General features: G+C 67.6%; 29 protein-coding genes. 11 read left to right on the plus strand and 18 right to left on the minus strand.

The features are described from left to right. Positions 1 to 36 precede the first annotated feature (36 nt). The 6 genes from V7Z98_RS10800 (at position 37) to V7Z98_RS10825 (ending at position 5,891) form a co-directional block, all read left to right on the plus strand. Positions 37 to 795 (plus strand): hypothetical protein, encoded by a 759-nt coding sequence (locus tag V7Z98_RS10800; protein WP_334157976.1) that lies wholly within the window; start codon positions 37 to 39, stop codon positions 793 to 795. Further along, entirely contained in the window at positions 792 to 1,502 is a 711-nt protein-coding gene (locus V7Z98_RS10805; protein ID WP_293265902.1) for a hypothetical protein, read from the plus strand. Before V7Z98_RS10800 ends, V7Z98_RS10805 begins: the two co-directional genes overlap by 4 nt. 62 nt (positions 1,503 to 1,564) lie before the next feature. After that, on the plus strand, positions 1,565 to 1,939 hold the full coding sequence (locus V7Z98_RS10810; protein ID WP_334157979.1) for a hypothetical protein: 375 nt from the start codon (positions 1,565 to 1,567) through the stop codon (positions 1,937 to 1,939). Between the two features lie 2 nt (positions 1,940 to 1,941). Further along, positions 1,942 to 3,738 carry a pilus (MSHA type) biogenesis protein MshL gene (locus tag V7Z98_RS10815; RefSeq protein ID WP_293265898.1) on the plus strand — a complete coding sequence of 599 codons (1,797 nt, stop codon included), beginning with the start codon at positions 1,942 to 1,944 and terminating at the stop codon, positions 3,736 to 3,738. After that, entirely contained in the window at positions 3,731 to 4,636 is a 906-nt protein-coding gene (locus tag V7Z98_RS10820) for an ExeA family protein (RefSeq protein WP_293265896.1), read from the plus strand. Before V7Z98_RS10815 ends, V7Z98_RS10820 begins: the two co-directional genes overlap by 8 nt. A gap of 685 nt (positions 4,637 to 5,321) precedes the next feature. Next, positions 5,322 to 5,891, plus strand: coding sequence for a tetratricopeptide repeat protein (locus tag V7Z98_RS10825; protein WP_334157980.1), 570 nt, complete (start codon positions 5,322 to 5,324; stop codon positions 5,889 to 5,891). A 173-nt stretch (positions 5,892 to 6,064) separates the two neighbouring features. Here the strand turns inward: V7Z98_RS10825 and V7Z98_RS10830 are convergent, their stop codons facing one another. After that, positions 6,065 to 6,826, minus strand: coding sequence for a ComF family protein (locus tag V7Z98_RS10830; protein WP_334157981.1), 762 nt, complete (start codon positions 6,824 to 6,826; stop codon positions 6,065 to 6,067). 277 nt (positions 6,827 to 7,103) lie between these two features. On the opposite strand from V7Z98_RS10830, the gene bioB reads away from it, so the two are divergent. Together bioB and V7Z98_RS10840 are read left to right on the plus strand one after the other, a co-directional pair. After that, positions 7,104 to 8,102, plus strand: coding sequence for a biotin synthase BioB (gene bioB / locus V7Z98_RS10835; RefSeq protein ID WP_334157982.1), 999 nt, complete (start codon positions 7,104 to 7,106; stop codon positions 8,100 to 8,102). A 4-nt stretch (positions 8,103 to 8,106) separates the two neighbouring features. Continuing rightward, complete coding sequence (locus V7Z98_RS10840; protein WP_334157984.1) at positions 8,107 to 9,075, plus strand: methyltransferase domain-containing protein; 969 nt, start codon at positions 8,107 to 8,109, stop codon at positions 9,073 to 9,075. An 82-nt stretch (positions 9,076 to 9,157) separates the two neighbouring features. On the opposite strand, the gene V7Z98_RS10845 is transcribed toward V7Z98_RS10840, so the two are convergent. Further along, positions 9,158 to 9,904, minus strand: coding sequence for a sulfite oxidase heme-binding subunit YedZ (locus V7Z98_RS10845; protein ID WP_334157985.1), 747 nt, complete (start codon positions 9,902 to 9,904; stop codon positions 9,158 to 9,160). 2 nt (positions 9,905 to 9,906) lie between these two features. Beyond that, positions 9,907 to 10,893, minus strand: a complete 987-nt coding sequence (msrP, locus tag V7Z98_RS10850) for a protein-methionine-sulfoxide reductase catalytic subunit MsrP (RefSeq protein ID WP_334157987.1) — start codon at positions 10,891 to 10,893, stop codon at positions 9,907 to 9,909. Between the two features lie 166 nt (positions 10,894 to 11,059). On the opposite strand from msrP, the gene V7Z98_RS10855 reads away from it, so the two are divergent. Further along, positions 11,060 to 11,941, plus strand: coding sequence for a ferritin-like domain-containing protein (locus tag V7Z98_RS10855; RefSeq protein ID WP_334157988.1), 882 nt, complete (start codon positions 11,060 to 11,062; stop codon positions 11,939 to 11,941). 67 nt (positions 11,942 to 12,008) lie between these two features. Here V7Z98_RS10855 and V7Z98_RS10860 read toward each other — a convergent pair whose 3' ends face one another. After that, positions 12,009 to 12,440 (minus strand): CBS domain-containing protein, encoded by a 432-nt coding sequence (locus V7Z98_RS10860; RefSeq protein ID WP_293265881.1) that lies wholly within the window; start codon positions 12,438 to 12,440, stop codon positions 12,009 to 12,011. A 229-nt stretch (positions 12,441 to 12,669) separates the two neighbouring features. Next, positions 12,670 to 13,311 carry a c-type cytochrome gene (locus V7Z98_RS10865; protein ID WP_293265879.1) on the minus strand — a complete coding sequence of 214 codons (642 nt, stop codon included), beginning with the start codon at positions 13,309 to 13,311 and terminating at the stop codon, positions 12,670 to 12,672. Between the two features lie 171 nt (positions 13,312 to 13,482). Between V7Z98_RS10865 and yihA the strand changes: the two genes are divergently transcribed. Next, positions 13,483 to 14,211, plus strand: a complete 729-nt coding sequence (gene yihA / locus V7Z98_RS10870) for a ribosome biogenesis GTP-binding protein YihA/YsxC (RefSeq protein ID WP_293265877.1) — start codon at positions 13,483 to 13,485, stop codon at positions 14,209 to 14,211. 244 nt (positions 14,212 to 14,455) lie between these two features. Continuing rightward, a complete protein-coding gene (gene hemB / locus V7Z98_RS10875; RefSeq protein WP_334157989.1) occupies positions 14,456 to 15,475 on the plus strand; it encodes a porphobilinogen synthase in 1,020 nt (339 codons plus the stop codon). A gap of 168 nt (positions 15,476 to 15,643) precedes the next feature. Here hemB and slmA read toward each other — a convergent pair whose 3' ends face one another. From slmA to V7Z98_RS10940, 13 genes are all read right to left on the minus strand, one after another. After that, the gene (gene slmA / locus V7Z98_RS10880) at positions 15,644 to 16,255 is read right to left on the minus strand and encodes a nucleoid occlusion factor SlmA (protein ID WP_334157990.1); all 612 of its coding nucleotides are present in this window, start codon (positions 16,253 to 16,255) and stop codon (positions 15,644 to 15,646) included. Positions 16,256 to 16,328: 73 nt separating this feature from the next. Further along, positions 16,329 to 17,000, minus strand: coding sequence for a pyrimidine 5'-nucleotidase (locus V7Z98_RS10885; protein ID WP_334157991.1), 672 nt, complete (start codon positions 16,998 to 17,000; stop codon positions 16,329 to 16,331). Between the two features lie 128 nt (positions 17,001 to 17,128). Beyond that, positions 17,129 to 18,373, minus strand: coding sequence for a serine hydrolase domain-containing protein (locus V7Z98_RS10890; RefSeq protein ID WP_334157992.1), 1,245 nt, complete (start codon positions 18,371 to 18,373; stop codon positions 17,129 to 17,131). A 287-nt stretch (positions 18,374 to 18,660) separates the two neighbouring features. Further along, positions 18,661 to 19,554: an acetylglutamate kinase gene (gene argB / locus V7Z98_RS10895; RefSeq protein ID WP_293265867.1), complete on the minus strand. Its 894-nt coding sequence runs from the start codon at positions 19,552 to 19,554 to the stop codon at positions 18,661 to 18,663. A gap of 147 nt (positions 19,555 to 19,701) precedes the next feature. Next, a complete protein-coding gene (locus V7Z98_RS10900; protein WP_334157993.1) occupies positions 19,702 to 20,151 on the minus strand; it encodes an Hsp20/alpha crystallin family protein in 450 nt (149 codons plus the stop codon). Between the two features lie 155 nt (positions 20,152 to 20,306). Next, positions 20,307 to 20,762: a dihydroneopterin triphosphate diphosphatase gene (nudB, locus tag V7Z98_RS10905; RefSeq protein ID WP_334157994.1), complete on the minus strand. Its 456-nt coding sequence runs from the start codon at positions 20,760 to 20,762 to the stop codon at positions 20,307 to 20,309. 33 nt (positions 20,763 to 20,795) lie between these two features. Continuing rightward, positions 20,796 to 21,299: a barstar family protein gene (locus tag V7Z98_RS10910; RefSeq protein ID WP_293265861.1), complete on the minus strand. Its 504-nt coding sequence runs from the start codon at positions 21,297 to 21,299 to the stop codon at positions 20,796 to 20,798. Between the two features lie 9 nt (positions 21,300 to 21,308). After that, positions 21,309 to 21,758, minus strand: a complete 450-nt coding sequence (locus tag V7Z98_RS10915; RefSeq protein WP_334157995.1) for a ribonuclease domain-containing protein — start codon at positions 21,756 to 21,758, stop codon at positions 21,309 to 21,311. A gap of 87 nt (positions 21,759 to 21,845) precedes the next feature. Further along, positions 21,846 to 23,636: an aspartate--tRNA ligase gene (gene aspS / locus V7Z98_RS10920; RefSeq protein ID WP_334157996.1), complete on the minus strand. Its 1,791-nt coding sequence runs from the start codon at positions 23,634 to 23,636 to the stop codon at positions 21,846 to 21,848. Between the two features lie 49 nt (positions 23,637 to 23,685). Then, positions 23,686 to 24,345: a DUF502 domain-containing protein gene (locus tag V7Z98_RS10925; RefSeq protein WP_334157997.1), complete on the minus strand. Its 660-nt coding sequence runs from the start codon at positions 24,343 to 24,345 to the stop codon at positions 23,686 to 23,688. 58 nt (positions 24,346 to 24,403) lie between these two features. Beyond that, positions 24,404 to 24,658 (minus strand): FmdB family zinc ribbon protein, encoded by a 255-nt coding sequence (locus V7Z98_RS10930; protein ID WP_334157998.1) that lies wholly within the window; start codon positions 24,656 to 24,658, stop codon positions 24,404 to 24,406. 158 nt (positions 24,659 to 24,816) lie between these two features. Continuing rightward, positions 24,817 to 25,680: a prepilin peptidase gene (locus V7Z98_RS10935; protein ID WP_334157999.1), complete on the minus strand. Its 864-nt coding sequence runs from the start codon at positions 25,678 to 25,680 to the stop codon at positions 24,817 to 24,819. Between the two features lie 4 nt (positions 25,681 to 25,684). Continuing rightward, positions 25,685 to 26,911 carry a type II secretion system F family protein gene (locus V7Z98_RS10940; RefSeq protein WP_334158000.1) on the minus strand — a complete coding sequence of 409 codons (1,227 nt, stop codon included), beginning with the start codon at positions 26,909 to 26,911 and terminating at the stop codon, positions 25,685 to 25,687. Between the last annotated feature and the right edge of the window lie 17 nt (positions 26,912 to 26,928).

The raw sequence follows: 26,928 nt of genomic DNA on the forward strand, positions 1-26,928 counted from the left end.
TCATCCCACATCGTCCGACGCGGAATCCGACCTTCGATGCAGCAGCTCAACCTACTCAACCCGGCACTACGCCCCGACAAGCACCGGCTCACCCTGAGCGTGCTGGCGGCAGTGCTGGCCGTGGCAGCCGTCGGCCTGGCCTTGTCGGCGACCCTGACCGTCCGCAAGGCGGAGCAGTTGCGCCAGCAGGTCCAGGATGCCGAAACCCTGCAGCGCACCTTGCAGGCGCGGGCCGACCAATTGACGGCCTTGGCGAAGCGGGGGCCGGATCAGGGGCTGATCGATGCCCTGAGCCGCGTCCAGGGCCGCCTGGAGGCCACCCGGGAGGTGGTGCATGCCCTCGACGCCGGGGCCGCGGGTGAAAGCGAAGGTTTCTCCCGAGTCTTGTCCGGCCTTTCCCGCCAGACCATGCATGGCGTTTGGCTGACCGGCGTCAACGCTGCCGGCGCTTCCCTGGATATCAAGGGCCGCCTACTCGATGCTAAGTTGCTGCCGGACTATCTGGGCCGGCTCAAGGGCGACGGCGCCTTCCTTGGCCGCCGCTTCGGCGACTTTGTGCTGAATGATCACCCGGAACCGCCCAAGGGCGCCAAGGGAGGACAGGGCGGGGCGGCGGCGGATGCTGCTTCCGGTGATGCGGAACCGGGTCCCGCGCGCTATGTGGAATTTGAATTGAAAGCCTATGCCGAGCCGGCCAAGGCCGGGCAGCCCCAGCCATCCGTTCAGCCGCTGCCCGCAGCGTCCGTACCGGCCAGCGCGCCGATTGAGGCCCAAGCCGAGGGAGGTCGCTCATGAACCTCCATGCCTTGATTCCATCGGTGGTACGCAATCACTGGTCGGCCTTGTCCGAGCGTTTCGCGGCCTTCTCCCGCCGGGAGCGGGTGCTGATGGCTCTGGCGGTGCTGGCCGTGTTCGTGCTGGTGGGGGATTCCCTGTTCCTGTCGGCGGCCCGGCAGCGGGCCGCCAACCAGACGGCCCGGCTGGCCGAGCACGGCACCGCCCTGGGCCGCTTGCAGGAACAGATCGCCCAGTTGCAGACGCAGAAATTAGACCCGGATGCTGCCAACCGGGAGGCGCTGGCGGCAGGGCAGCGCGAGCTGGCCGAACTGCAGGCCCGCTTGCGCGACCTGGACGGCAGCCTGGTGCCGCCGAACCGGGCGGCAGCCCTGCTGGAAAATCTGGTGCGGACCCAGCGCGGGGTGACCCTGGTCAGCCTTAAGACCCTGGTACCCACGCCGCTGGTCGAGCGCCCGGCGGCAAAGGGCGGCGCGGACAAGCCGGCCCCCATTGTGGATGGAGTGCCGGGTATTTACCGCCACGGCCTGGAAATCAAGATCGCCGGTTCCTACGCCGACCTGCAGGGCTATCTGGCCAGTCTTGAAGCCGCACCCCAGAAATTGCTGTGGGGCCGGCTCGACCTGAAAGTCGAACGTTACCCGCGCAGCATCATGACCCTGACCGTCTACACCCTAAGCCTGGACCCCGCATGGCTCGCCTTCTGACCCGCCCGCTGCCTCCCTCAGCCATGGCCGCTGCATTCGCGTTGATTGCAGCGTTTGCGGGGATGCCTGCCCGGGCCGACGACCCGACCCGGCCTCCTAGCGTCGACCTGGCGGGCGATGCCGCTCCCGCCGAGACGGGGCCGCAACTGCAATCGGTATTTCTGCCGGCCCCTGGCAGTGCCAAGACCCGAGCCGCGGCGTTGATCAACGGCCAGCGGTTCGAGGTCGGCCAGCACGTGGGCAATGCCCGGCTGGTGGCCGTGAATGAGTCTAGCGTTACCCTGGCCGGTCCGGAAGGCCGCCAGACCCTCTACCTGACCCCGGGGGTGGCCAAGACCCGTGCCGCCCCCGTTTCCGAACGACGTTCCGCCAGCCAGGCTGGTCACGCCAGCCGCCATAAACCGGCACCCGCCCTTCCTTCGACCGGGAACCGATAACGATGACCTCTCCCGCCCGCTCCCTTTCCCTGCTGGCCGCCGCCTTGGCCGTGGCCCTGACTGTTTCCGGCTGCGCCTCGTCCTTTCGCCAGCCCCGTGCAACCTCCGACCGCATCAACAGCGAACTCGACCAAGCACGCGCCTCCCTGTCCAACGGCAGCGAGCGCAGCGCTTCCGCCGGGGCTGCTTCGTCTGCCCTGCTGCCGCCTCTGGACCTGAGCCTGCCCAAGGCCGCCGAGGTGGAGCCCCGTTTCGACCTGTCGGTGAGCAACGCCCCCGCCCAGAGCGTCTTCGTCGCCCTGGTTTCGGGGACGCGCTACAGCATGCTGGTGTCCCCGGAGGTGAGTGGTTCCCTGACGGTGAACCTCAAGGACGTGACGGTGCGTGAGGCCCTGGAGGCGATCCGGGAAGTCTATGGTTACGACTTCCGCATCCAGGGTTCGCGCATTTACGTGCACCCCAACACCATGCAGACCCGCATCTTCAAGGTGAACTACCTGGTGGGGCGGCGAGTGACCACCTCGAACCTGCGGGTCAACTCGACCACGATCACGACAACGCCTACCTCCGGCACCGGCGGCACGCCGGGCACGGGCTACCCGGGGGCCACTGGGGTTCCGGGGAGCACGGGCGTTCCTGGTCAGCCGGGCGCTCCCGGATCGACCCAGCAGGTCCAGACCGATGCGGCCCGGGTACTCACCACCTCCGACAACGATTTCTGGAAGGAGCTGAAGTCGGCCCTCGAAGCCATCGTCGGCGACGACAACGGCCGCAGCGTGGTGACCAACGGCGTGTCCGGCGTGGTACTGGTGCGCGGCATGCCCCAGGACATCCGCAACGTGGAGCAATACCTGCGTGCCACCCAGCTGATCATCGAGCGCCAAGTGATGCTCGAAGCCAAGATCATCGACGTGACCCTGTCCGACCAATTCTCGGCCGGCATCAACTGGTCGATCTTTAGCGGTACCGGTTCGCGCCTGAGTTCGATCGGCGCCGTCAATCCGGGCAACAGCCTGTCGCCGGCGGGCAAGGCCCTCTCGGCGGTGGGCCTGGACAATCTGGCCACCGGCATGACCAACGGGGTGATCAATCCGACCTCCAGCGGCAACGGTTTCTTCGGCCTGGCCTTCCAGACCAAGTCCTTTGCCGCCCTACTCAGCTTCCTGGAAAGCCAGGGCGACGTGCAGGTGCTGTCCAGCCCCCGCATCGCCGCGGTGAACAACCAGAAGGCGGTGCTCAAGGTGGGGACCGACGATTTTTACGTGACCAACGTGTCGTCCACGGTGACCACCTCGGGGACCGGTAACATCGTCACCCCGACCATCACCCTGCAGGCCTTCTTCTCCGGGGTGGCGCTGGACGTGATGCCCCAGATCGACGAGGACAACAACATCCTGCTGCACGTCCACCCCTCGGTGTCCAACGTGACCGAGAAGGAAAAGGTGGTGGACCTGGGGACTCAGCTCGGCACTTTCAAGCTGCCGCTGGCGTCGTCGGCCATCAACGAGACCGATTCCATCGTCCGCGTTCAGGACGGCAACATCGTTGCCATCGGCGGCCTGATGAGCCAGGCCCAGGCACAAACCCAGACCGGCCTGCCGGGCACCACTGGCTCCATCTGGGGCACCCTGCTCGGTGGTAACCGCAACAACAGCATGAACAAGCGGGAACTGGTGATCCTGATCAAGCCGACCATCATCCAGGATCCGAACGACTGGGCGAAGGACCTGGACGATACCCGGGAGCGGCTGCGCAACAACGGTTCCCGGCGTCCTGTCGAAGGGCGCAACGGTGGCTGACCAGGAACCTGCTGCCGCCACGCCGCCGGGAGGCGGCATGTGGCGGGGCGGTCCGCTCTATCTGGGCCATTTCGGCCTGCGCGAGGCGCCGTTCTCGATCACGCCCGACACCGAGTTCGCCTTTTCCAGCGCCGGCCACCAGGAAGCCCTCAATACCCTGCTGGTGGCCCTCTCCAGCGGCGAAGGCTTCGTCAAGATCACCGGCGACGTCGGCACCGGCAAGACCTTGCTGTGCCGCCGCCTGCTCGCCACCCTGGACCGGCAGCGCTTCGTTACCGCCTATCTGCCCAATCCGGCCCTGCAACCCCGTACCTTGCTCCTGGCCCTGGCCGAGGAGTTGGGTTTGGAGCCGGGCGAGGCCGCCCAGGCCGACGAGTACCACCTGCTGAAATTCCTCCGCCAGGCCCTGCTCGGCGTGGCCCGGGAAGGGCGCACCACCGTGGTCTGCCTGGACGAGGCCCAGGCCATGCCCCTGGAAAGCCTGGAGGCCCTGCGCCTAGTATCCAACCTGGAAACCGAAAAGCGCAAGCTGCTGCACTTGGTCATGTTCGGCCAGCCGGAACTGGACGTTCGCTTGTCCGAGCCGGGCATCCGCCAGCTGAAGCAGCGGATTTCCTTTCATTACCGGCTCGCCGGCCTGTCCCGGCCCGAGCTGACCAATTACCTGGCCCACCGCCTGCGCATCGCCGGCCAGCGCGAGCGGGGCAGCGCCGTCTTTTCTCCCCGGGCGATCGCCGGCTTGCACAAGGCCAGCGGCGGCGTGCCGCGCCTGGTCAACATCCTGGCCCACAAGTCGCTCCTGGCCGCCTTCGGCGAGGGGCGGGATAGCGTGGAATGGCGCCACGTGCGCCGCGCCGCCCGGGATACCGAGGGCGCCCGGCGCCTGGCCTGGTGGTGAATACCGATACCCGAGCAATGAGTCTGCAATGAGCCTGATCAACCAAATGCTCCAGGACCTGGACAGCCGCCGGGCTGCCGACCAGGATCGCCAGGGCCTGCACAAGGAAGTGCGCCCCGTGACGGCGGCCGTTCCCCGGCGCGGCCCTGGTGGCCTCTTGGCATGGGGCGGCGGCGCCCTGCTGGTTGGGGCCGGCGCGGCGGCGGCCTGGCTGGTGTTGGCGCCATCGGCGCCACAGGCTCCAGCCCCTGTCCCCGTTCCGGCTGCTGCTGCTGCTGCTGCCCCCGTCGCTGCACCGGTTGCAGCGACCCCGCCTTCCGCCCCGGTGGCCGTGGCGCCGGAGCCGGAATCGGAACCTGCTCTGCAGTTGGCGCCGGTCCTGGCGCCGGCCAATCCGTCCTCCCCAAGGCAGCCAGCGTCGACGCCTCCCGCGCCCCCGGCGCAGCCCGCGGCATCCAGTCCGGCGTCTGCCGAGAAAAAGGCACCGGCCGGGAAGGGGGTGACGAGCGTATCGGTGGCCAAGTCTGAGGACGCGGCCAAAACGGCTTCGAGTGCGCCTGGAGGGGGCGAGTCTGTTTCCCGGCCCGCCAAGGCTGAACCTTCGTCTTCCGCCAATGTGCCGGCCGCCCCCAAGGGGGCGCCTCAAACGGCGAGCGGGCCGGAGAAGATCGAGAAGAATCTGCGCTTGGCGACCCCGCGGGACCGGGCCGAGCAGGAATATCGGCTGGCGGTGCAATCCCTGAATAGTGGCCGGGTGGCCGAGGCCCAGGAAAGGCTGCGCGCCGCCCTGCGCCAGGACCAGACCCATGCCAACGCGCGGCAACTGTTGGTGCGCCTGCTGCTCGAACAGCGGGCCGGCGACGAGGCTCGCCAGGTGCTGGCCGAAGGTCTGGAGGCCAATCCCGGCCAGGTGACCTGGGCAGTGGCGCTGGCGCGCTTGCAGGCCGAGCGGGGCGAAGTGGCCACGGCCCTGGCGACCTTGCAGAAGTCGGCCCCGGCAGGGCAGGACTATGCCGATTTCCAGGGCCTCTACGGCAACCTGCTGGCCCGGCAGAGCCGCCATAAGGACGCGGCCGAGCACTACCTGGCGGCGGCCCGGCTCAATCCGGGCGAGGGGCGCTGGTGGTTGGGGCTGGCCCTGGCGCTGGAGGCCGATGGGCGCGGCGGCGACGCCAAGGAGGCTTTCGCCCGGGCCCGCGCCGCCGGCAATCTGCCGCCTGAGCTGGCGGCCATGGCGGAGCAGCGTTCCCGCTGAACGCGGAAGCCCCGGTCCTGGCCGGGGCTTTTCTCGCCTTGGTGTGTGATTTGCGTGATTCGGTGAGCGGTGCTGAGGGGCTGCGTCGGGATTAGGTGGATCGGCACCGACGCCGCATCGTGACGCCTTGGCCACCGGGCCGGCTTTTGTCGTGCAGTCTTCGCAGTCCTGCTTCAACTACGCAGCGTGCGGGCCACCACCGCCACGCCCACCGCCGTTGCGCCGGCCACCTTGAGGGCGTGGGCGCAGGCGTCCGCCGTGGCGCCGGTGGTCATCACGTCATCCACCAATAGCACCCGCTGCTCGGCCACTTTTTCCGCCGCGACGAAGGCGGCGCGCACCCCCTTGAGCCGTTCTTCGCGGCTTTCGCCGGCCTGGGACGGGGTTGCCCGGACCCGGTGCAAGGCATCGTCCCACAGGGGGCGGCAGAGCAGCCGGGCGAGAGGGCGGGCCAGTTCTTGGGCCTGGTTGTAGCCCCGTTCCCGTAGCCGTTCGTCGTGCAGGGGCACGGGAATCACCGCGTCCCATCCTGTTACCGGCCAGTAGCGGGCTTGGGCCGAGTCCGGGTGCTCCAGCTCGGCGAGCAGGGCCTGGGCCAGGGGGGCGGCCAGATCGAGACGGCTGCCGTACTTGAGGGCCTGGATCAGTCCATTGACTGGGTAGGCGTAGGGCCAGACGGAAAAGGTGGCGTCGAAGCGGGGCGAATGGCGCAGGCAGGCACCGCAGGGCTGGTTCCCGGCGCTGGGGCTGGCACACACCGGGCAGCGGGCGTCGGGGAGTTGCGGCAGGTCGGCGCGGCAGCCGGCGCACAGCAGGTCGAGTACCGCGTCGCTGCTGGGGGCGAGGCGGCCGCCGCATAGGGGACACTCCCGCGGCAGCAGGGTGTCGAGCAGCAGTCCGAGGGCGGCACGAGGGCCGGCGAGGCGTAGGTGCATGGGGGCTCCGGCGGGCGGGCGATACTACCTATGCTACCGTCAAATCCTTATTGCGAAAGGGGTTTTTGGCGAGCGGGGCGTCATCGGGGCTGGGGTTTTGCCCGGCTTTGGGTAAAATTGACACCCTTCGGGAAATCACCGATTATTCATAATTACAGACGCCCCGCTCCCCGGTTTCATGAACCGGGTCCGACCTTGCGGGGCTTTCGTTTTTTCGGGCACATGGATGCGACCTCGCTGCGCATGGTTGTGCCCCGCTTCTCTGGATAGACCGCCCATGCACACCTCCGTTGCCGAACGCTCCGCCCCGGCTTCTTCTGCCGCCCCCGCCGCGACGCCCTGGACGGTGGATGCCGTGCTGGCCTTGTTCGACCTGCCCTTCATGGACCTGGTGTACCGGGCCGCCCAGGTGCACCGCGAGCACTTCGACCCCAACGCCATCCAGCGTTCCACCCTGCTTTCGGTGAAGACCGGCGGCTGTTCCGAGGATTGCGGCTACTGCTCCCAGTCGGCCCGTTACGAGACCCACGTGGACGCCAAGACCGGCCCGGACCGCATGATGCCCCTGGACGAGGTGGTGGCCGCCGCCAAGGCCGCCAAGGACGCCGGCGCTTCCCGCTTCTGCATGGGCGCCGCCTGGCGCGGCCCCAAGGACAAGGACCTGGATTCGGTGGTGGAGATGGTCAAGGCGGTCAAATCCCTGGGCCTGCAGACCTGCGTCACCCTGGGCATGCTCAAGGAAGGCCAGGCCGCCAAGCTGGCCGAGGCCGGCCTCGACTACTACAACCATAACCTGGACACCGACAAGGAGTTCTACGGCCAGGTGATCAAGTCCCACACCCATGGCGACCGCCTCGACACCCTGGACAAGGTGCGCGACGCCGGCATCCACGTCTGCTCCGGCGGCATCGTGGGCATGGGCGAGACCCGGCGCAACCGGGCCGGCCTGATCGCCCAGCTGGCCAACCTGTCGCCGGCCCCGGAGTCGGTGCCCATCAACAACCTGGTGGCGGTTCCCGGCACCCCCATGGCCGGCGCCAAGGCGGTGGATGGCATCGAGTTCGTGCGCACCATCGCCGCCGCCCGCATCTCCATGCCCACCTCCTTCGTTCGCCTGTCCGCCGGCCGGCGCGAGATGAGCGAAGAGTTGCAGGCCCTGTGCTACCTGGCCGGCGCCAACTCCATCTTTTACGGCGACCAGTTGCTCACCACCGGCAACCCGGACACCGGCCGGGATGACGCGCTGTTCGCCAAGCTGGGCCTGAAGGGCGTCTGATACCTTGCCCGCAGGTCACGAGCCCCACGCGCCGAAAGCCGCCAGCACTGCTGGCGGCTTTCCCGTTTTCGACAGAGCCCGCCAGCGCCGCGCCCAGGCCCGGGCGGCGGCGGGCTATGACACCCACGCCTTCCTGCCCCGGGAGATCGCCGGGCGCATGGCCGAGCGCCTCGACTATGTGACCATCAGCCCCAGCCGGGTTCTGGACCTGGGCTGCGGCAGTGGCGCCGACCTGGCCATGCTCCAGGCCCGCTACCCGGCGGCGACGGTGATCGGCATCGATGCCTGCCCGGAAATGCTCATGGCTGGCCGATCTCCACAGGATGCCTCGCTAACCACACGACTGGCGCGGTTCTCCAAGGGGCTGCTCGGCAAATCAAGCACTGGCGCGGCGTTTCGGGCAGCAGCCTCCGCCGAGGCCCTGCCGCTGCCGTCCCGCTCCCTGGGGCTGGTGTGGTCCAATCTGATGCTGGCCGACCTGGCCGACCCGCGCCCGGCCATCGCCGAGACTGCCCGGGTGCTGGAGGTGGGTGGCCTGTGGATGTTCGCCACCCTGGGGCCGGACACCCTGCGCGAGCTGCGCGCCGCCGGCGTGGCGGCAGGGGCGCCCGCCCTGACCCATCCCTTCATCGACATGCACGACCTGGGGGACCTGCTGGTCCACGCTGGCTTTGCCGACCCGGTGATGGACATGGAAGCCCTGACCCTCACCTACGCCGACCTGGGCGCCCTGCTGGCCGAGCTGAAGGGCCTGGGCAGCACCTGCGCCCTGGCCGGCCGGCGCCGCGGCCTGACCACCGCCAGCCATTGGCGTGAGCTGGAGGCCGCCTACCGGCACCTGCCCGACGGCCGTCTGCCGGCCACGGTAGAGGTGGTCTACGGCCATGCCTGGAAAGCCGAGCGCAAGACGGCCGACGACGGCCGCGCCATCGTCCGTTTCATGGAGCGTCCGGCGGGAGGCTCGCTCAAGTAGGCCGGCGGCACACTGCCAAAAGCACAAGGGCGCCCGGCTTGGCCGCGGCGCCCTTGTCGTTTACGGGGCGAGAGTCGCCAGCCTACTTGGGCCGCTCCATGAAGCGCACCGGCTGCACCGTCACCGTCGGTACCACCCGGGGCATGCCGCCCGGCGGCTCGCCTCGGCCGGCCGGGGTGAAGCGCCGCGCCCGGTCCCAGGCCCGGTAGCCGAGCAGCACCGCCAGCAGGGCGGCAAAGATCAGCGGCGTGGTCAGGGCGATCTTCTTCACTCCCCACAGGTAATGGACCATGCCCAGGATCGCCACCGCGTACACCGAGCGGTGCAGGGCCTGCCAGCGCTTGCCGCCGAGCCACTTGATCGCCCGGTTGCTGGAGGTGGCCGCCAGGGGAACCATCAGCAGCAGGGTGGCGAAGCCGAGGATGGCGAAGGGGCGCTTGGTCAGGTCGTCCACGATCAGCTCGCCGTCGAAGCCCATGTCCAGCCCCAGCCAGTTGGCGAAATGCAGGCAGCCGTAGAAGAAGGCGAACAGACCGAGCATGCGGCGCAGCCGCACCAGCCAGTGCTGGCCGGTGAGCTGGCGCAGCGGCGTCACCGCCAGGGTGATCCACAGGAAGGTCAGGGTCCAGAAGCCCAGGTCCTTCTGCAATTCCTCGATCGGGTTGGGGCCCAGGTTGTCGCCGAGCAAAGCCGTGGCCAACCGCACCGCCGGGATCAGGCAGACGGCAAACAGCACGATCTTGATGGTGGCGAGCATGCCCCGCCCGGGGGTGTAGGGGGGCAGGGGGATCGGCGCGCTGCGGCGCGGGGTGGCGGGAGATTGGTGCATGTTCAGAAATTCTTTTTCAGGTCCATGCCGGCATACAGGCCGGCCACCTGGTCGGCATAGCCGTTGAAGGGCAGAGTGGGGCGGCGGCGCCATTCGCCCAGGCGCCGTTCGGTCTTCTGGCTCCAGCGCGGGTGGTCCACCGCCGGATTGACGTTGGAGTAGAAACCATACTCGGAGGGAGCGGCCCGGGTCCAGGTGGAGGTGGGCTGTTCGCGCAGGAAGCGGATCTTGACGATCGACTTGGCGCTCTTGAAGCCGTACTTCCAGGGCACCACGATGCGCACCGGGGCGCCGTTCTGGGCCGGCAGGGCCTCGCCGTAGAGGCCCAGGCCGAGCAGGGTCAGGGGGTGGCGGGCCTCGTCCAGGCGCAGACCTTCGACGTAGGGCCAGTCGAGCAGGGGCGAGCGTACCCCGGGCATCTGGGCCGGGTCGGCCAGAGTGACGAATTCAATGAATTTGGCGTTGCCGGTGGGCTCCACCTTGTTGATCAGCGCGGACAGGGAATAGCCCACCCAGGGCACCACCATGCTCCAGCCTTCGACGCAGCGCAGCCGGTAGATGCGCTCTTCCAGGGGGGCGAGCTTGAGCAGGTCGTCGATGGCGAAGGTGCGCGGCTTGAGCACCTCGCCTTCCACCGCCACAGTCCAGGGGCGGGTCTTGAGCAGGCCCGGTGCGTACTTGCCCGGGGCGGCCTTGTCTACGCCGTATTCGTAGAAATTACCGTAACTGGTGATGGCACTCTTCGGCGTCTGGGACTCGTCGCTGAACCAGGGACTGCCCGGGGCGGCCCGGGCCACCGGGGGAAAGCCGGTGGGGGGCGATACGCCGGCCGGCGCCGGGGCGGCCAGGGCGTGGCGGGGGAGAGCGAGGCCGGCGGCGCCTAGGCCCAGGCCCAGGGCGGCGATCAGCTCGCGGCGGCGGCTGAAGTGTTCCGGGGAGGTGATTTCCGACGGCCGGATGTCGGAGGGGCGGCGGATCAGAAGGGGCATGGCAGCCTCGCGGGAAATCTCGAAATGGCGCGGCGCACCGGGATCGGTCACTGCTGTCCGTGAGTCGATGCAGGGCCTTAATTCCTGACAGCGGAGCCGCTTAAAATATCCCGCCATGACCGACCGACTTGTAACGGTGCGTGATGCCAGTACGCCGGCATCGCCCGTGCCTTCCCCTCTCCCTTCTTCCCGCCTGGGCCTGTTCGCCCGCATCCTGGCCGCCCTGCGCGAAACCGACCCGGACGCCAAGTGCGCCGCCGCCACCGCCCTGTGGGGCGACTGGCAGGCAGGCGGCTGGTCCGCGTTGGGAGACGATTGCGCGGCCGTGCCGGCGATCCCCCTGCCCGTGCCGGGGCGGCCGGCCCGGCCGGAACTGGTGCCCCCGGCCCAGGTGCCGCTGCGCGGGGTCGGCACCCGGGAAGGGCGGGGCGCCATGCTCCACGCCGTAGCCCATATCGAGTTCAACGCTATCAACCTGGCCCTGGATGCGGCCTTCCGCTTCCGCGGTCTGCCCGCCGACTACTATGGCGGCTGGTTGCAGGTGGCGGCGGAGGAGGCCCTGCACTTCGGCCTGATCCGGGCGCGGTTACGCGGGCTCGATTACGACTACGGGGATTTCCCAGCCCACAACGGCCTGTGGGAGTTGGCGCTGAAGACCGCCGACGACCCCCTGGCGCGCATGGCCTTGGTGCCGCGCTTGATGGAGGCCCGGGGGCTGGACGCCACGCCGCCGATCCTGGCGCGCTTCCGCCAGGCCGGGGATGCGGAGACGGTGGCCGCCCTGGAGGTGATCCTGCGTGACGAAGTGGGCCACGTGGCCCTGGGCGACCGTTGGTTCCGCCACCTGTGTGCCGAACGCGGCCTGCCCGCCGAGGCTACCTATCGGCGTCTGCTCGACGATTACCGGGCGCCCCGGGTCAAGCCGCCGTTCAATACCGAGGCACGCCTTGCCGCCGGCTTCAGTGCCGCCGAACTGGCGGACTTGGCCGCCCATGCCGCCGAAAACAATGCCGGGGCGGCCGTGGGCAAGCCCGAGGAGCCGGCATAGACCCAGGCCGGGCGGATGTGGGCGGGGTGGGAACGGTTGGCGGCTGCGGCCGCCGGGCGCAAGCAGGTCAGCGCGTGATGTAGCGCTCCAGTTGGTCGATGATGAATTCCTGTTCGGAAATCTTGGCTTTGACCAGGTCGCCGATGGACACCAGGCCGATCAGTCGCTCGCCTTCCATCACCGGCAGGTGGCGGATGCGCTTGTCGGTCATCAGGGCCAGCCCCTCTTCCACGGTCAGGCTCGGCGGAATGTAGATCACCCGGCTGGTCATGATTTCGCGCACCGGGATTTCCCGGGAACTCTTGCCGTGCAGGATCACCTTGCGGGCGTAGTCCCGCTCGGAAAAGATGCCGACCAGTCGTTCCCCTTCCATGACAGGCAGGGCGCCGATCTCGAACTCGGCCAGCTTGGCCAGGGCGTCGAACACTGTTTCGTCCGGGGTGGTGCTGATGATCCGTTGGTGCGGCTTCTGGTGCAGCAGACGGGCGATGGTTTTCATCGTGCCTCCTCCTGAGGGCTGCCAGGCCGCATCGTGCCTGGCTGAACAGCAGACGCCGGCAGGTGCCGGAAAGTCCCTGTTAGACCAGGGGGCTTACGGATAATTCCAGGGGCAAGGCGACTGTGCGGGGCGGGCCCGGCGCAGAGTCTCATCCGCCGGCGCCAAAAGCAAAACGGGCAGCCCTAGGGCTGCCCGTTTTGCTGAGTGCGACTGGCGCGAGCGGTGCGGCTTAGCGCAGGCCGGCAGCGTACTCGGCAACGGCGGCGATCTCCTTGTCGGAGAGCTTGCCGGCGATGGTGCGCATCACGGCTTCGGCGTCGTTGGCCCGCTCTTCGCCGCGGAAGGCCTTCAGCTGGGTGGCGGTGTAGTCGGCGTACTGGCCGCTCAGGCGCGGGTACTGGGCAGGCAGACCGGCACCGGCGGGGCCGTGGCAGCCGGCGCAGGCGGGAATGCCGCGGTTCAGGTCGCCGGCGCGCCACAGCTTCTTGCCCAGGGCGAGCTTGGCGGGGTCGTCCTTGGCTACCTGGGGCTTGAGCTTCTGCTCGCCGAAGTAGGCGGCCAGGTTGCGCATGTCTTCGTCGGACAGGGCGGCGACCATGCCGCCCATGATCGGGTTGTTGCGCAGGGCGGGCTTGCCCTCGGCAGCCTTGAAGTTGCTCAGCTGCTTGTAGATGTAGTCCGGGTGCTGGCCGGCCAGGTTCGGGTTGGCGGAAGCCGGGCTGTTGCCGTCGGCACCGTGGCAGGCGACGCAGACGCCGTCGACGATGGCCTTGGCCTTGGCCGGGTCGGCCTTGGGGGCGGCGGCTTCGGTGGCCACGGCGGAGGAAATGCTGGCGACGAGCAGAAGCACCAGCGCCGAGAGACGCGTCATGTCCGGACTCCTATTTTTTCAAACTGGCGAAATTGGCGGGATGAATCGTGTGAGGCCAGACCGCTGCGATGCAGACCAGCGCGACCGGGTCTGGGCCTTGAAACAGGCTGCAAATCGAGGATTTTGCAAACCTGATATTCTATAGCACTTTGCTTTTTCTGGGCGAGCATCATGCCTTTGTTCCAAAAGGCGGTTTTCCTCACCACCGTGGCCAGCCTGGCCGATCTGCCCACCGACGCCGAGCGCGAAGTGGCGTTCGCCGGGCGTTCCAACGCGGGAAAATCGTCGGCCATCAATACCCTGGCCAACCATACGCGCCTGGCTTACGTCTCCAAGACGCCGGGCCGCACCCAGCACCTCAATTATTTCACCCTGGCTCCGGGCAAGTACCTGGTGGACCTGCCGGGCTACGGCTTCGCCAAGGCGCCGGAAGAAATCCGCGCCCAGTGGGACCGGCTGATGGGGCCTTACCTGGCGCGCCGCGAGCAGTTGGCCGGGCTGGTCATCATCATGGACAGCCGCCACCCGTTCACCGAGCTCGACCGGCACATGCTCGATTGGTTTGCCCCCACCGGCAAGCCGGTGCACATCATGCTGTCGAAGGCTGACAAGCTGACCCGGGCCGAGCAGTCCAAATCCCTGCGGGTCACCCGGGAGGCGGCCAAGGACTGGGGCGACCGGGTCACGGTGCAGTTGTTCTCCAGCCTGAAGAAGACCGGCATCGAAGAGGCGGAAGCGGTGCTGGCCCCCTGGCTGGGCATCGATCCCGAGGACGTGCGCGCCGCCGCCGAGGCCAAGAAAGAGGCGGCTGCGGCCGCCGAAAAGCGCCGCCTGGACAAGATCAACAAGGTCAAGCGCAACCCCCGGCCGGTAGCGGATAAAGCGTCGCCGGCCAAATGAGCGGGGCCGGCGCCGTGCCTTGCGGGCAGGGCGTCCGGCAGCGGGACGGGTGAGTCTGCCCCCGGCAAAAAAAAACCCCCGGATAAGGGGGAACCGGGGGTGAAATGCCTTAATGTGATTAAGGCACCCGCTCAGGGAGGTAAAGCGGGAGACGGTGAGAACCATCTGCATGGGTAGAGTTCGCGCCGTTCCGTTTAGTTCCCGGGGCTCGTTAATTTTTTCGAAATAGTTTCCAGGAGCCGTTATGAGCCGTCTGCCAGGGCGTTATCCCACCACCCGGATGCGCCGCATGCGCCGCGACGATTTTTCCCGCCGCCTGATGCGCGAATCGGTGCTCACCGCCGATGACCTGATCTACCCGGTGTTCGTCCTTGAAGGCAGTAACCGCCGCGAAGCCGTGGCCTCCATGCCCGGGGTCGAGCGCGAGACCCTGGACCTGTTGCTGAAGACCGCCGAGAAGGCCCTCGGCCTGGGGGTGCCCGCCCTGGCCCTGTTTCCGGTGATCGGCCAGGCGGGCAAGAGCGAACTGGCCGAGGAGGCCTACAACCCGGAGGGCCTGGTGCCCACCGTGGTGCGGACCTTGAAGAAGGAATTCCCCGAACTGGGTGTCATCACCGACGTGGCCCTGGACCCCTACACCAGCCACGGCCAGGACGGCCTGATCGCCCCGAACGATCCGCGCGGCTACGTGATGAACGACGAGACGGTGGAGGTGCTGGTCAAGCAGGCCCTCTGCCACGCCGAGGCCGGCGCCGACGTGGTGGCCCCCTCGGACATGATGGACGGCCGCATCGGGGCCATCCGCGCCGCCCTGGACGACAAGAAGCTGATCCACACCCGCATCCTGGCCTATTCGGCCAAGTATGCCTCCAGCTTCTACGGCCCGTTCCGCGACGCCGTGGGCTCTGCCGCCAACCTGGGCAAGGGCAACAAGTACACCTACCAGATGGACCCGGGCAATTCCGACGAGGCCCTGCGCGAGGTGGCCCAGGATCTGGACGAGGGCGCCGACATGGTCATGGTCAAGCCCGGCATGCCCTACCTGGACATCGTGCGCCGGGTGAAGGACGAATTCGGCGTGCCCACCTACGCCTACCAGGTGAGCGGTGAATACGCCATGCTGCGTGCCGCCATCCAGAACGGCTGGCTGAACGAGCGCGCCTGCGTTCTGGAGGCTTTGCTGTCGTTCAAGCGGGCCGGCGCCGACGGCATCCTCACCTATTTCGCCCTGGACGCCGCCGCCTGGCTGAAGGAGCGGGGCTAACACGCCAGTGGGGTTCGCCGCCCAGGGGGGAATCCCGGGGGGCGCAAACCCCGCATGGATAAAGGGCCTTGGCGATACCGTCGCCAAGGCCCTTTGTTTTTGCGCCTCTTCAAGCAGGGGGCGCGAAGGTCCGCGCCTGGCGCGGGGTTTGGCGATGCGTCTTTTGGCTCAGGCCGGTTCGGCCTCGCCGGCGGTGGCTAGGCAGGCCATGGCCAGGAGCGGCCACTGCTGGGGCCACTGGGCCAGGGGCTCCCGGGAAAAGCCGCTCTTGGCGTACTGCTGCCAGCGGCCCACGACAAAGCACAGCAGCAGGCTGGCCAGGGCCGCCATATCGGCGCCGGCGCCCACCTGGCCCTGGGTGGCGGCCACCCGCAGGGACTGCTTGAGGGCCGCCTCGACCTTGTCGTGCAGGGCGTTGATGCGGGCTTGCAGGCGCTCGTTCTCGTTGACCAGGGCGTCGCCCACCAGCACCCGGGTCATGCCCCGGTTCTTCTGGGCGAAGCGCAGCAGCAGGGCCAGGATCTGCTCCACCTGGGCCAGGCCCCGGGGCTCTTCGGCGCCGATCTGGTTGATGACGCCGAACAGGCTGGATTCGATGAATTCGATCAGCCCCTCGAACATCTGGGCCTTGCTGGCGAAGTGCCGGTACAGGGCCGCCTCGGAACACTCCAGCCGGGCCGCCAGGGCGGCGGTGGTGATCTTTTCGCCCTTGGGCGCCTCCAGCATTTCCGCCAGGGTCTGCAGGATCTGCAGCCGGCGCTCCCCCGGTTTGCTTGCCATGTATGGAATCCCTGAGTGATTTTGGTCCGTCCGGCGCGGTGGCGGTGGGGCAGGTGGCCGGCGGTTAGGGCGATTATAGCCGGCCGCAGGCCAGGGGCATGAGCCGGGGCAGGTCGCAGGCCGAGCGCACGGTGGCATCCACGTAGGGCGGCTGGCGCGAGCCGGTGCTCACCCACACCGTGGTCATGCCCAGGCGCTTGGCGGTGCGCAGGTTGGCCAAGCTGTCCTCGACCATGATGCAGCGGCGCGGGTCGAGGCGCTCGTTGCGCAGCAGGCGGACAAAGCCGGCCATCAGTGGCTTGGGTTGGAAGCGCAGGCGCTCCACGGTGTAGACCGCGTCGAAGTGGGGGCCGATGCCGGTGATGTCGAGGATGGCCTCGGTGTAGTGCTGGGGGGCGTTGGAGAACAGCACCTTGCGTCCGGGCAGGCGCTCCAGGGCATGGCCGAGCCGCTTTTCCGCCACCACCATGCGCGGCAGGTCGGGAAACTGGTGGGTGTGCCAGAGGAAGTGGCGCGGGTCGGTGCCGTGGTGGCGCATCAGCCCGAGCAGGGTGGCGCCGTAGCGGGTCCAGTAGTGTTGGCGCAGACGGTTGGCCTCGGCCTCGTCCAGCCCCAGGTGCTGCTGGATGTAGGACGTCATCGAGGCGTTGATGTGGGGGAAGATGTGGGGGCTGGCGTTGTGCAGGGTGTTGTCCAGATCGAACAGCCAGACCCGGTCGCGGCGGTGGGGGGCGGGGGAAACCATGGGGCGATTCTACTCCCGGGGTCTGGGCCCGGAGGCCGGGCCGGACGTGACCGCGCCCCCGGCAGTGACGGCGGGGGCGCGGTGCAAAGGGGGCTGCCGGCGCGAGGCCGCGCCGGCAGCGTCCCGGGTCAGCGCACGGCCTGGCTGACGGCGGCGAAGAAGTCGTTGTCGCCGACGGTGGCCTTGCCGGTGGGCTTGGGCAGGGCGCTCCACACCACGACCACCACGTTTTCCTTGGGGTTCATGTAGATGTGCTGGCCGAAGATGCCGCGGGCTTCGAAGGCGCCTTCGTTGATGGTGCCGGCAGCGTTCGGGATCGGCCACAGCATGTAGCCGTAGTTGACCTGCTTGCCGTCCACCATCTTCGGGCTGCCCGCTTCCTGGACCCAGCCGTCGGGCAGGACCTGCTCGCCGCCGGCCTTGCCGCCGCCCATCAGGAACAGGCCGAAACGGCCGTAGTCGCGCAGGGTGGCGGACAGGCCGCTACCGCCCACTTCCAGGCCGTCCGGGGATTCGAGCCACCAGGTGGCGTCGGATTCCATGCCGAACTTGCTCCAGATCTTTTCAGACAGGTACTGGGCCACCGGTTTGCCGACGGCGGCGCGCACCAGGGCGCCGGCCACGTGGGTCTCGCCGGTGCTGTAGTTCCAGCGGGTGCCGGGCTCGGCGGCGCGGGGCAGCTTGGCCATCAGCTCAAGCACGCCGCCGGGCTTCTGGCTGTTCTGCACTTCGAGCATGTGGCGACGGTCGGAGTTGGGGTCGGTGTAGGTCTCGTTCCACTTCACCCCGGAGGCCATCTGCAGTAGGTTGCGCACGCTCACGCCGTCGTAGGCGCTGCCGGCCAGCTGGGGCAGGTAGCGGGTGACGGGATCGTCGATGCTCTTGATGTAGCCGTCCTTGATGGCGGCGCCGATCAGGGTGGCGGTGATCGACTTGACCACCGACATGGACATCCAGCGGGTCTTGTCGCTGTTGCCCAGTTGGTAGTTCTCGAAGGCCACCTTGCCGTTCTTGATCACCAGCAGGCCGCTCACCCGGTTGAGGGAGACGTAGTCGTAGAGGTCGTAGTCTTTGCCGTTGGAGGTGAACTTGAAGTTGCCCAGGGTCTTGTCGGCGGCGGGCAGGGGATAGACCTTGGTGCCGTGCTTGACGGTGCGGGTGGAGAACAGGCGGTCGATGTTGCGGAAGGTGTTGACCTGGACATCCGGGAACAGGGCGCCGTCGTAGACCTGCTGGACGGTGCCGATCTTCTCCTTGCCGTGCACGTTGACCGGGCCCTGGGCCAGGGCGCTGGCGCTGAGGAGGGCCAGGGGGACGAGGAAGCCCAGTTGCTTGAGGCGGGACGGACGGCGCGGGGACGTGGTACGGGACATGAAGTCTCCTCTCTGGATTCGTTTGCTCTTGGGGTTGGGGGGCGGCATGGCAGCGACCGGGCTCTGCGGCCCATGCTCGACTGCGGCGCCAACCTTACGTGCCCTGCTTTGGTGCAGATATTGTGGAAATTACTTAGTGAGCTATCGGTTACGGTAAGTTGAATTTCGAGGTTGTCAGATTCCGGCGACGGACAAAAGAAAGCCCGGCGTAAGCCGGGCTTGGGCCGCACCGCGCCGGTATTGCGGCGCGGTGCGGGGTTACCGCCCCGAGGCGGGGCGACGGTGGGTCAGTGGCTCTTGATCATGGTGCCGACGCCGTGGTCGGTGAGGATTTCCAGCAGCAGGGCGTGCTCCACCCGGCCGTCGATGATGTGCACGCTCTTCACCCCGTTGCGGGCGGCGTCCAGGGCCGAGCCGATCTTGGGCAGCATGCCGCCGGAGAGGGTGCCGTCTTCCACCAGGTCGTCGATCTGCTTGGGGGTCAGGCCGGTGAGCAGGTTGCCGGCCTTGTCCAGCACCCCGGGGGTGTTGGTCAGCAGCACCAGCTTTTCCGCCTTGAGAATCTCGGCCAGCTTGCCGGCCACCACGTCGGCGTTGATGTTGTAGGACTCGCCGTCCTCGCCCACGCCGATGGGCGCGATCACCGGGATGAACTGGCCCTGGTCGAGGAAGCTGATCAGGGACGGGTCGATCTGGGTGATATCTCCCACCTGGCCCACGTCGATGGGGGCGTCCGGATTGTCCTTGTTGGGCAGCATCAGCTTCTTGGCGCGGATGAAGCCGCCGTCCTTGCCGGTCAGGCCCACGGCCTTGCCGCCGGCCTGGTTGATCAGGTTCACCACGTCCTTGTTGACCTGGCCGCCCAGCACCATCTCGACGATCTCCATGGTCTCGGCGTCGGTGACGCGCATGCCCTGGATGAATTCGCCCTTCTTGCCGACCCGGCCGAGCAGGTTCTCGATCTGGGGGCCGCCGCCGTGGACGACGATCACGTTCAGGCCCACCAGCTTGAGCAGCACCACGTCCCGGGCGAAGCACTGCTTGAGCTTTTCGTCGGTCATGGCGTTGCCGCCGTACTTGACCACGATGGTCTTGCCGTGGAACTTGCGGATGTAGGGCAGGGCCTCGGCCAGGATGGCGGCCTTGAAGGCAGGGAGCGACGGTTGGGCGGTGCTGGTCATGGCGGGTTCCGGTAATCGAAGCCCGCGAATTCTACCCGCCGCGTCAGCGAAAGAAAAAGCCGGCCCCCGCGGTGCGGGAGGGCCGGTTTCGGCGACGGCGCTAGATGAACTGCCACCGCCTAGACCCACTCGGTGGTCCGGATGTGCTCAGGAAATGGTCAGGCGCTTGCTGCTGGTGCCCTGGCGCTTGGGCAGGGTCAGTTCCAGCACGCCGTCGGCGAAGCGGGCCGCGGCAGCGGCCTCGTCGATCTCGTGGGGCAACTGCACGCTGCGCGAGACCTTGCCGAAGTAGCGTTCGGCACGCAGCACCTGGTCGCCTTCCTTCTCTTCATTCTCCTGCCGCACTTCGGCGGAGATGGACAGGGTGCCGCCGTCGATAGTGACCTGGATGTCTTCCTTCTTGACCCCGGGCAGTTCGGCGTGGACTTGGTAGCCTTCCTCGTTTTCCTTCACGTCCATGCGCATGGTGGGCGCTGCGGGCTGGTTGGGAAATTCCACCGGCCGGACGAAGAAGCCCTTGAACAGCTCGTCGAAGGGGTCGGGCAGACCGGAAGCGATGGAACGGGGGGCGGCGAATCGGCTGAGTAAGTTGGCCATGGTAGTCCTCCTCGAAACGAAGTCGGAAACGGACGATGGCGGCGGCGCCATGATGGGGCGTCCGACGCTGGACATTACCGATATAGAAGCGGAATCGCCGTTTTCAAGAGGGCCGTGGCGAGTGTTTGATCCGGCGCAGCTTGTGGCGTGCCGGATCAGGGCCGGGAGGAGCGGGCGGCGAGGTCCGGGAGCATCAGGATGGCGTCCCGGTTGGTCCAGGAGAAGCAACGGGCGGCGGCGTCGCGCCAGGGCAGCCAGCAGGCGTCCCGGTGCTCGTCGGGAGCCAGGCGGGGGGCGAAGGGGGCCGGCACCGCCAGGGAAAATACGTGCTCGATGTTGTGGCTGACACCCGGGGCGTAGCGGTGGCGCCACTCGGCGAAGATGGCGAAGCGGTTGGTCAGCTGCCAGTCGCAAAAACGCTCGGGGGGCAGTGCGAGGCCGGTTTCCTCACCGACCTCGCGGCAGGCGGTCTGCCGTGGCGATTCACCGGATTCCAGGCTGCCGGTGACCGACTGCCAGTAGCCGGGGTGGGCGGCGCGCTCGATCAGCAGCACCTCCAGGTCCGGGGTGTGGATCACCACCAGGACCGATTCCGGGACCTTGTAAGGCACGGCAGGGAAGAGGGTAAGGGCGGGGCGGCTGCGTCAGGCCGGCAGGATGGGCAGGTCCGCCAGGCCGTCTGCGGGCAGGTCGAAAAACACCCAGAACGGCACGCCGGCTTCACGCCAGTAGTCGGCGGCGGCGGCAAAAACGGCGCACAGGGTGTCGAAGCCTTCCGGATCGGCGTTCTTGAGGGCGGCACTGCCGCCGATCACCAGCACCTGACCTGGGACGTCGCCGCCGGCGGGGGCGGCCCAGGCGTCGTCGCACAGGCAGTCGGCCAGGGCGTCGTAGTTGGCGCCGTAGTAGTCCGGCAGTTGCAGGTCGCGGCCGAGCAGGGCCAGGACGATGCCCACATCCTCGCTGTCTTCGCCGTCGGCGCTATGCAGGCGGTGGCCGCACAGGGTGCAGGCCCGTTCCACCTCGCCGCGGCCGGAAAAAGGCAGGGCATAGACGCCGCCCAGGTCGGAGCGGCGCAGGATGGCGGCCAGGTCGGGTTCCTGCACGTCCGGCAGGTCGGCAGCGGGGTCGTGGGGCGTGGGGCTCATGGCGGGGTGTCAGGGGTGGATCTGGCGGAAGCTGCGGTAGTGGTCGTCCGAATAGTAATACTCGCCGGAGCGGCGCACATCCCGGGCCGGGCCTTCGCCGGCGACGATGCGCCGGGCGCCCCGGTTGCGGGCTCCCGGGGTGTCCACCGTGTATTCCCGGTAGTAGCCACGGTAGCGCTGCGGCAGACGCTTTTCGAAATTGCCGAAGACGACGCCGTCCCGGGCGTAGGGGAAGGGGCCACCGGCCTGGATGGCCGCCAGGGTGCGACGGGCTTCGGCGGGAAGCTCGGCGGCGGCGATGGTGCCACCGGTGAAGGCGGTTGTAGCGGCCGTGTCGGCTCGATCGGCGCTGTCCCGGTGGCCGCGGGCGGCGGCGCCGGTGGCCAGGCCGGCCAGCAGCAGGGCCGTCAGGCCGGTGGTGCCGGCGCGGCGCAGGACGGTGCGGAGGAAGTGGGCCATGGGGGCGTCCTCATCCGGCGCGGCAGGGGCCGCGCCGGTGGTCCGATTTCAATGCGTCCGGCCAATCCGGCCGGCGCCGGGCGGTGCTCAGGCGGCGCCTTCGGCCTTGACCACGTTGCGCAGGCGGATGTGCAGCTCGCGCAGCTGCTTCTCGTCCACTGCCGAGGGGGCGTTGGTGAGCAGGCACTGGGCGCGCTGGGTCTTGGGGAAGGCGATCACGTCGCGGATCGATTCGGCGCCGGTCATCATGGTGACGATCCGGTCTAGGCCGAAGGCCAGGCCGCCGTGGGGCGGCGCGCCGTACTTGAGGGCGTCGAGCAGGAAGCCGAACTTGAGCTGGGCTTCTTCCTCGTCGATGCCCAGGGCGGTAAAGACCTTCTCCTGCACGTCGGCGCGGTGGATACGCACCGAGCCGCCGCCGATTTCCCAGCCGTTGAGGGCCAGGTCGTAGGCCTTGGCCAGGCACTTGCCGGGATCGCTGGTGAGGAACTCCAGGTGCTCGTCCTTGGGGGCGGTGAACGGGTGGTGGCAGGCGGTCCAGCGCTTGTCGTCCTCGTCGTACTCGAACATGGGGAAGTCCACTACCCACAGGGGTTCCCAGGCCTTGCCGTTCAGGTAGCCCTTTTCATGGCCGATCTTGATGCGCAGGGCGCCGAGGGCGTCGTTGACCACCTTGGTCTTGTCGGCGCCGAAGAAGATCAGGTCGCCGTTCTGGGCGCCGGTGCGCTCGAGGATAGTCTTGAGGGCCTGCTCGTGCAGGTTCTTGACGATGGGCGACTGCAAGCCGGCCTCGTTGGGCTGGGCCACGTCGTTGACCTTGATGTAGGCCAGGCCCTTGGCGCCGTAGATGCCGACGAACTGGGTGTAGGCGTCGATCTCGGAGCGGGTCAGGGCACTGCCGCCGGGGATGCGCAGGGCGGCGACACGGCCGCCGGAGGTGGCCGGGCCGGAGAAGACCTTGAAGGCCACGTCGGCGACGGCGTCGGTGACGTCCACCAGCTCCAGGGTGACGCGCAGGTCGGGCTTGTCGGAGCCGAAGCGGGCCATGGCCTCGCCGTAGGTCATGCGCGGGAACGGGTTGGGCAGCTCCACGTCCAGGGCTTCCTTGAACACCACGCGGATCAGCTGTTCCATCAGGGCGGTGATTTCGGCTTCACCCATGAACGAGGTCTCGATATCGACCTGGGTGAACTCGGGCTGGCGGTCGGCGCGCAGGTCCTCGTCGCGGAAACACTTGGTGATCTGGTAGTAGCGGTCGAAGCCGGCCACCATCAGCAGCTGCTTGAACAGCTGGGGCGACTGGGGCAGGGCGAAGAACTGGCCGTCATGGACGCGGGAGGGCACCAGGTAGTCGCGGGCGCCTTCCGGGGTGCTCTTGGTGAGCATCGGGGTTTCCACGTCGATGAAGCCGTTGGCGTCGAGGAAGCGGCGGAAGGCCCGGGCCACGGCGTAGCGCAGCAGCAGGTTCTTCTGCATCTGGGGGCGGCGCAGGTCGATCACCCGGTGGGTCAGGCGCACGTTCTCGGAGAGGTTGTCCTCATCGAGCTGGAACGGCGGAGTGACCGAGGCGTTCAGTACCTCGATCTCCTGGCAGAGGATTTCGATTTCGCCGGAGGCCAGGTTCTTGTTCTCGGTACCGGCCGGGCGCAGGCGCACCTTGCCGGTGATCTTCAGGCAGAACTCGTTGCGCACCGACTCTGCGGTAGCAAACATTTCAGGGCGATCCGGATCGCACACTACCTGGGCCATGCCCTCCCGGTCGCGCAGGTCGATGAAGATGACGCCGCCGTGGTCGCGGCGACGGTGGGCCCAGCCGCACAGGGTGACGATCTGGCCTTCGAGGGAGGCGTTGAGTTGTCCGCAGTAGTGAGAACGCATGATGGCTTGAGTGCTGATGAAAGGGTTGCTGCCTGCGATCGTGCCCGGGTCAGACCTGGGCGGAGCGGGAGGCGGTGAGGGTGCCGGGGGCGGTGGCCGCCGAGGGGATCGGCGGGGCGACCACACCCATGGAAATGATGTACTTGAGGGCGTCGTCCACCGTCATGTCCAGTTCGACCACGTCGGCCCGGGGCATCATCAGGAAGAAGCCCGAGGTCGGGTTGGGGGTGGTGGGAACGTAGACGCTGACGAAGTCGCCGGTCAGATGGTTGGCCACGTCGCCGCCCGGGCGACCGGTCTGGAAGGCGATGGTCCAGGAGCCCTCGCGGGGATACTGGACCAGCAGGGCCTTGCGGAAGGCCTGGCCGTTGGGCGAGAACAGGGTGTCGGAAATTTGCTTGACGCCCTTGTAGATGGAGTTGACCACCGGGATGCGGGCGAGCAGGCCTTCCCACCAGCGCACCAGCTTCTGGCCGATGATGTTGGCGGCGGCCATGCCGGTGACCAGGATCACCAGCAGGGTGATCAGGGCGCCCATGCCAGGGATGTTCATCCCGAGCAGGTTCTGGGGGTGGATCGAGGCCGGGAGCAGCCGCAGGGACTGGTCCATGGTGCCGACGATCAGGTTGAGCACCCAGGCGGTGATGGCCAGCGGCACCCAGATCAGAAGACCGGTGATGAAATAGCGCTTGAGGAATCCAGACCGCATGGGTGTCGGCTCGCAGGGCGGAAAAAACGGTCGGGCCGGAAAACCGGCCCGGGCAGGCTTAGCTGGCGGCGGGACAGGCGCCGCTCTGGCAGGGGGGCGGACCGTCGCCGGTAGATGCGGCGCAGGAGCCGCCGCCCTTGAAGTCGGTGGCGTACCAGCCGCTGCCTTTCAGTTGGAAGCCGGCGGCGGAGAGCATCTTGGTGAAGGTTTCCTTGCCGCACTCGGGGCAGGTAGTGAGGAGCGGATCGCTCGCCTTCCGCAGGTATTCCTTCTGGAAGCCGCAAGTGTCGCAGCGGTATTCGTAAATGGGCATGGCAAAGTCTCCAGCGGGAACCGGGGCGAGCGTGGCGATGGCCTGCCGGTTCCGGAAAACGAAAGATTATAGCCGAAGGGCGGGACGCCTCGGTCCAGTCCCTCTCTCGGCGCCATATGGGGGCACCGGATTGGCGTTTCAAGCCAATACGTGGGCGGTCACAACACCAGGGCTAGATATTGGTTGGTCAGGGTCTTGCCGCCGTACAGGGCGATCAGGCCGGCCGCAGCCAGGTAGGGGCCAAAGGGAATGGGGATGCTGCGCCCCCGCCCGGCGCCCAGGATCAGGGCGATGCCGACCAGGGCGCCGACCAGGGACGAGAGCAGGATGATGAGCGGCAGCATCTGCCAGCCCATCCAGGCCCCCAGGGCGGCGAGCAGCTTGAAGTCGCCATAGCCCATGCCTTCCTTGCCGGTGAGCAGCTTGAACAGCCAGTAGACGCTCCACAGGGACAGGTAGCCGGCCATGGCACCGATCACCGCCGAGTGCAGATCGGCAAACGCTGGCACGAGGGCCAGGCCCAGCCCCAACCAGAGCAGCGGCAGGGTGATGGAATCGGGCAGCAGCTGGGTGTCCAGGTCGATCCAGGCCAGGGCGATCAGTGCCCAAGTGAGCAGGATGGCGCCGGCGGCGGCCAGGGTGAAGCCGAAGTGCCAGGCTGCCAACCCGGTCAGCACGCCGGTCAGGGCCTCGACCAGGGGGTAGCGCGGAGAGATCGGTGTGGCGCAGGAGGAACACTTGCCCCGCAGCAGCAGCCAACTGAACAGGGGGACGTTCTCCCAGGCGGGAATGCCGTGCCCGCAGGAGGGGCAGCGGGAACGGGGCGTGGCCAGTGACAGGGGCGATTGGGCCGGCAGGCTTTCGCCGCGCAATTCGGCGCATTGCTCCTGCCATTCCCGCTCCATCATCAGGGGCAGCCGGTAGATGACCACGTTGAGAAAGCTGCCGACGAGCAGCCCGAGCACGGTGGCCAGGGCGGTCCAGACCGTGGGGGTGTTGCTGAAGAAGGTGACGAAATCCATGAGGTCAGACCACAGAGCCCAGTTTGAAGATGGGGAGATACATGGCCACCACCATACCGCCAATGAGCACGCCGAGGATCACCATGATGATCGGCTCCATCAGGCTGGAAAGGGCCTCGACGGCGTCATCCACCTCCTGCTCGAAGAAGTCGGCGACCTTACCCAGCATCGAATCCAGGGCGCCGGATTCCTCGCCGATGGCTACCATCTGGATGGCCATGTTGGGGAACAGGGCGGTGTTCTGCATGGCGCTGGTGAGGTTGGTGCCGGTGCTGACCTCGGTCTGGATCTGGCGGGTGGCAGTCTTGTAGACGTGGTTGCCGGCGGCACCGCCTACCGAGTCGAGGGATTCCACCAGGGGCACCCCGGCGGCGAACATGGTGGACAGGGTACGGGTCCAACGGGCGATGACCGACTTGCGCACGATCTCGCCGAAGATGGGCAGGCGCAGCATGAACCGGTCCATGGACGCCTGCAGGTTTTCCGAGCGTTTCCAGGCTTCGAAGAAAGCATATAGTCCACCGCCGATGGCGCCGAAGATCAGGTACCAGTAGGCGACGAAGAAGTCGGAAATGCTAATCACGATCAGAGTGGGGGCCGGCAGGTCGGCGCCGAAGTTCTTGAACACATCCTTGAAGGCCGGGATAACGAAGATCATGATCACCGCGGTGATGATGAAGGCCACGGCGATCACGGCGGTGGGGTAGAACAGGGCCGACTTGATCTTGCTCTTGATCGCCAGGATTTTTTCCTTGTAAGTGGCCAGGCGGTCGAGCAGGGTTTCCAGGATGCCGGCCTGCTCGCCGGCGGCGATCAGGTTGCAAAACAAAGCGTCGAAGTAGAGCGGGTACTTGCGGAATGCCTGGGACAGGGAACTGCCGGTTTCCACGTCGGCCTTGATGTCGAGCAGTAGCTTACTCACCGCCGGATTAGCGTGGCCCCGGCCGACGATGTCGAAGGACTGGAGCAGGGGCACCCCCGACTTCATCATGGTGGCCAGCTGGCGGGTGAACAGGGTGATGTCCTTTTCGGTGACCTTGCCGCCCCGCTTGAAGCGCTGCTTGGTGATCTTGGTGACCAGGATGGCCTGGCGGCGCAAGGTGGCGTTGACCACCGTCTCGCTGGGGGCGCGCAACTCGCCGCGGACGATCCGGCCTTCCCGGTTCTTGCCTTCCCAGAGGAAAACGAACTCCTTGATCGATACGGCTGGTTTGCGCGGCGGGTTGGCCATGACGGATCCTCTGGTGG

It is taken from the genome of Oryzomicrobium sp., from assembly GCF_036820405.1.
GTDB lineage: Bacteria > Pseudomonadota > Gammaproteobacteria > Burkholderiales > Rhodocyclaceae > Oryzomicrobium.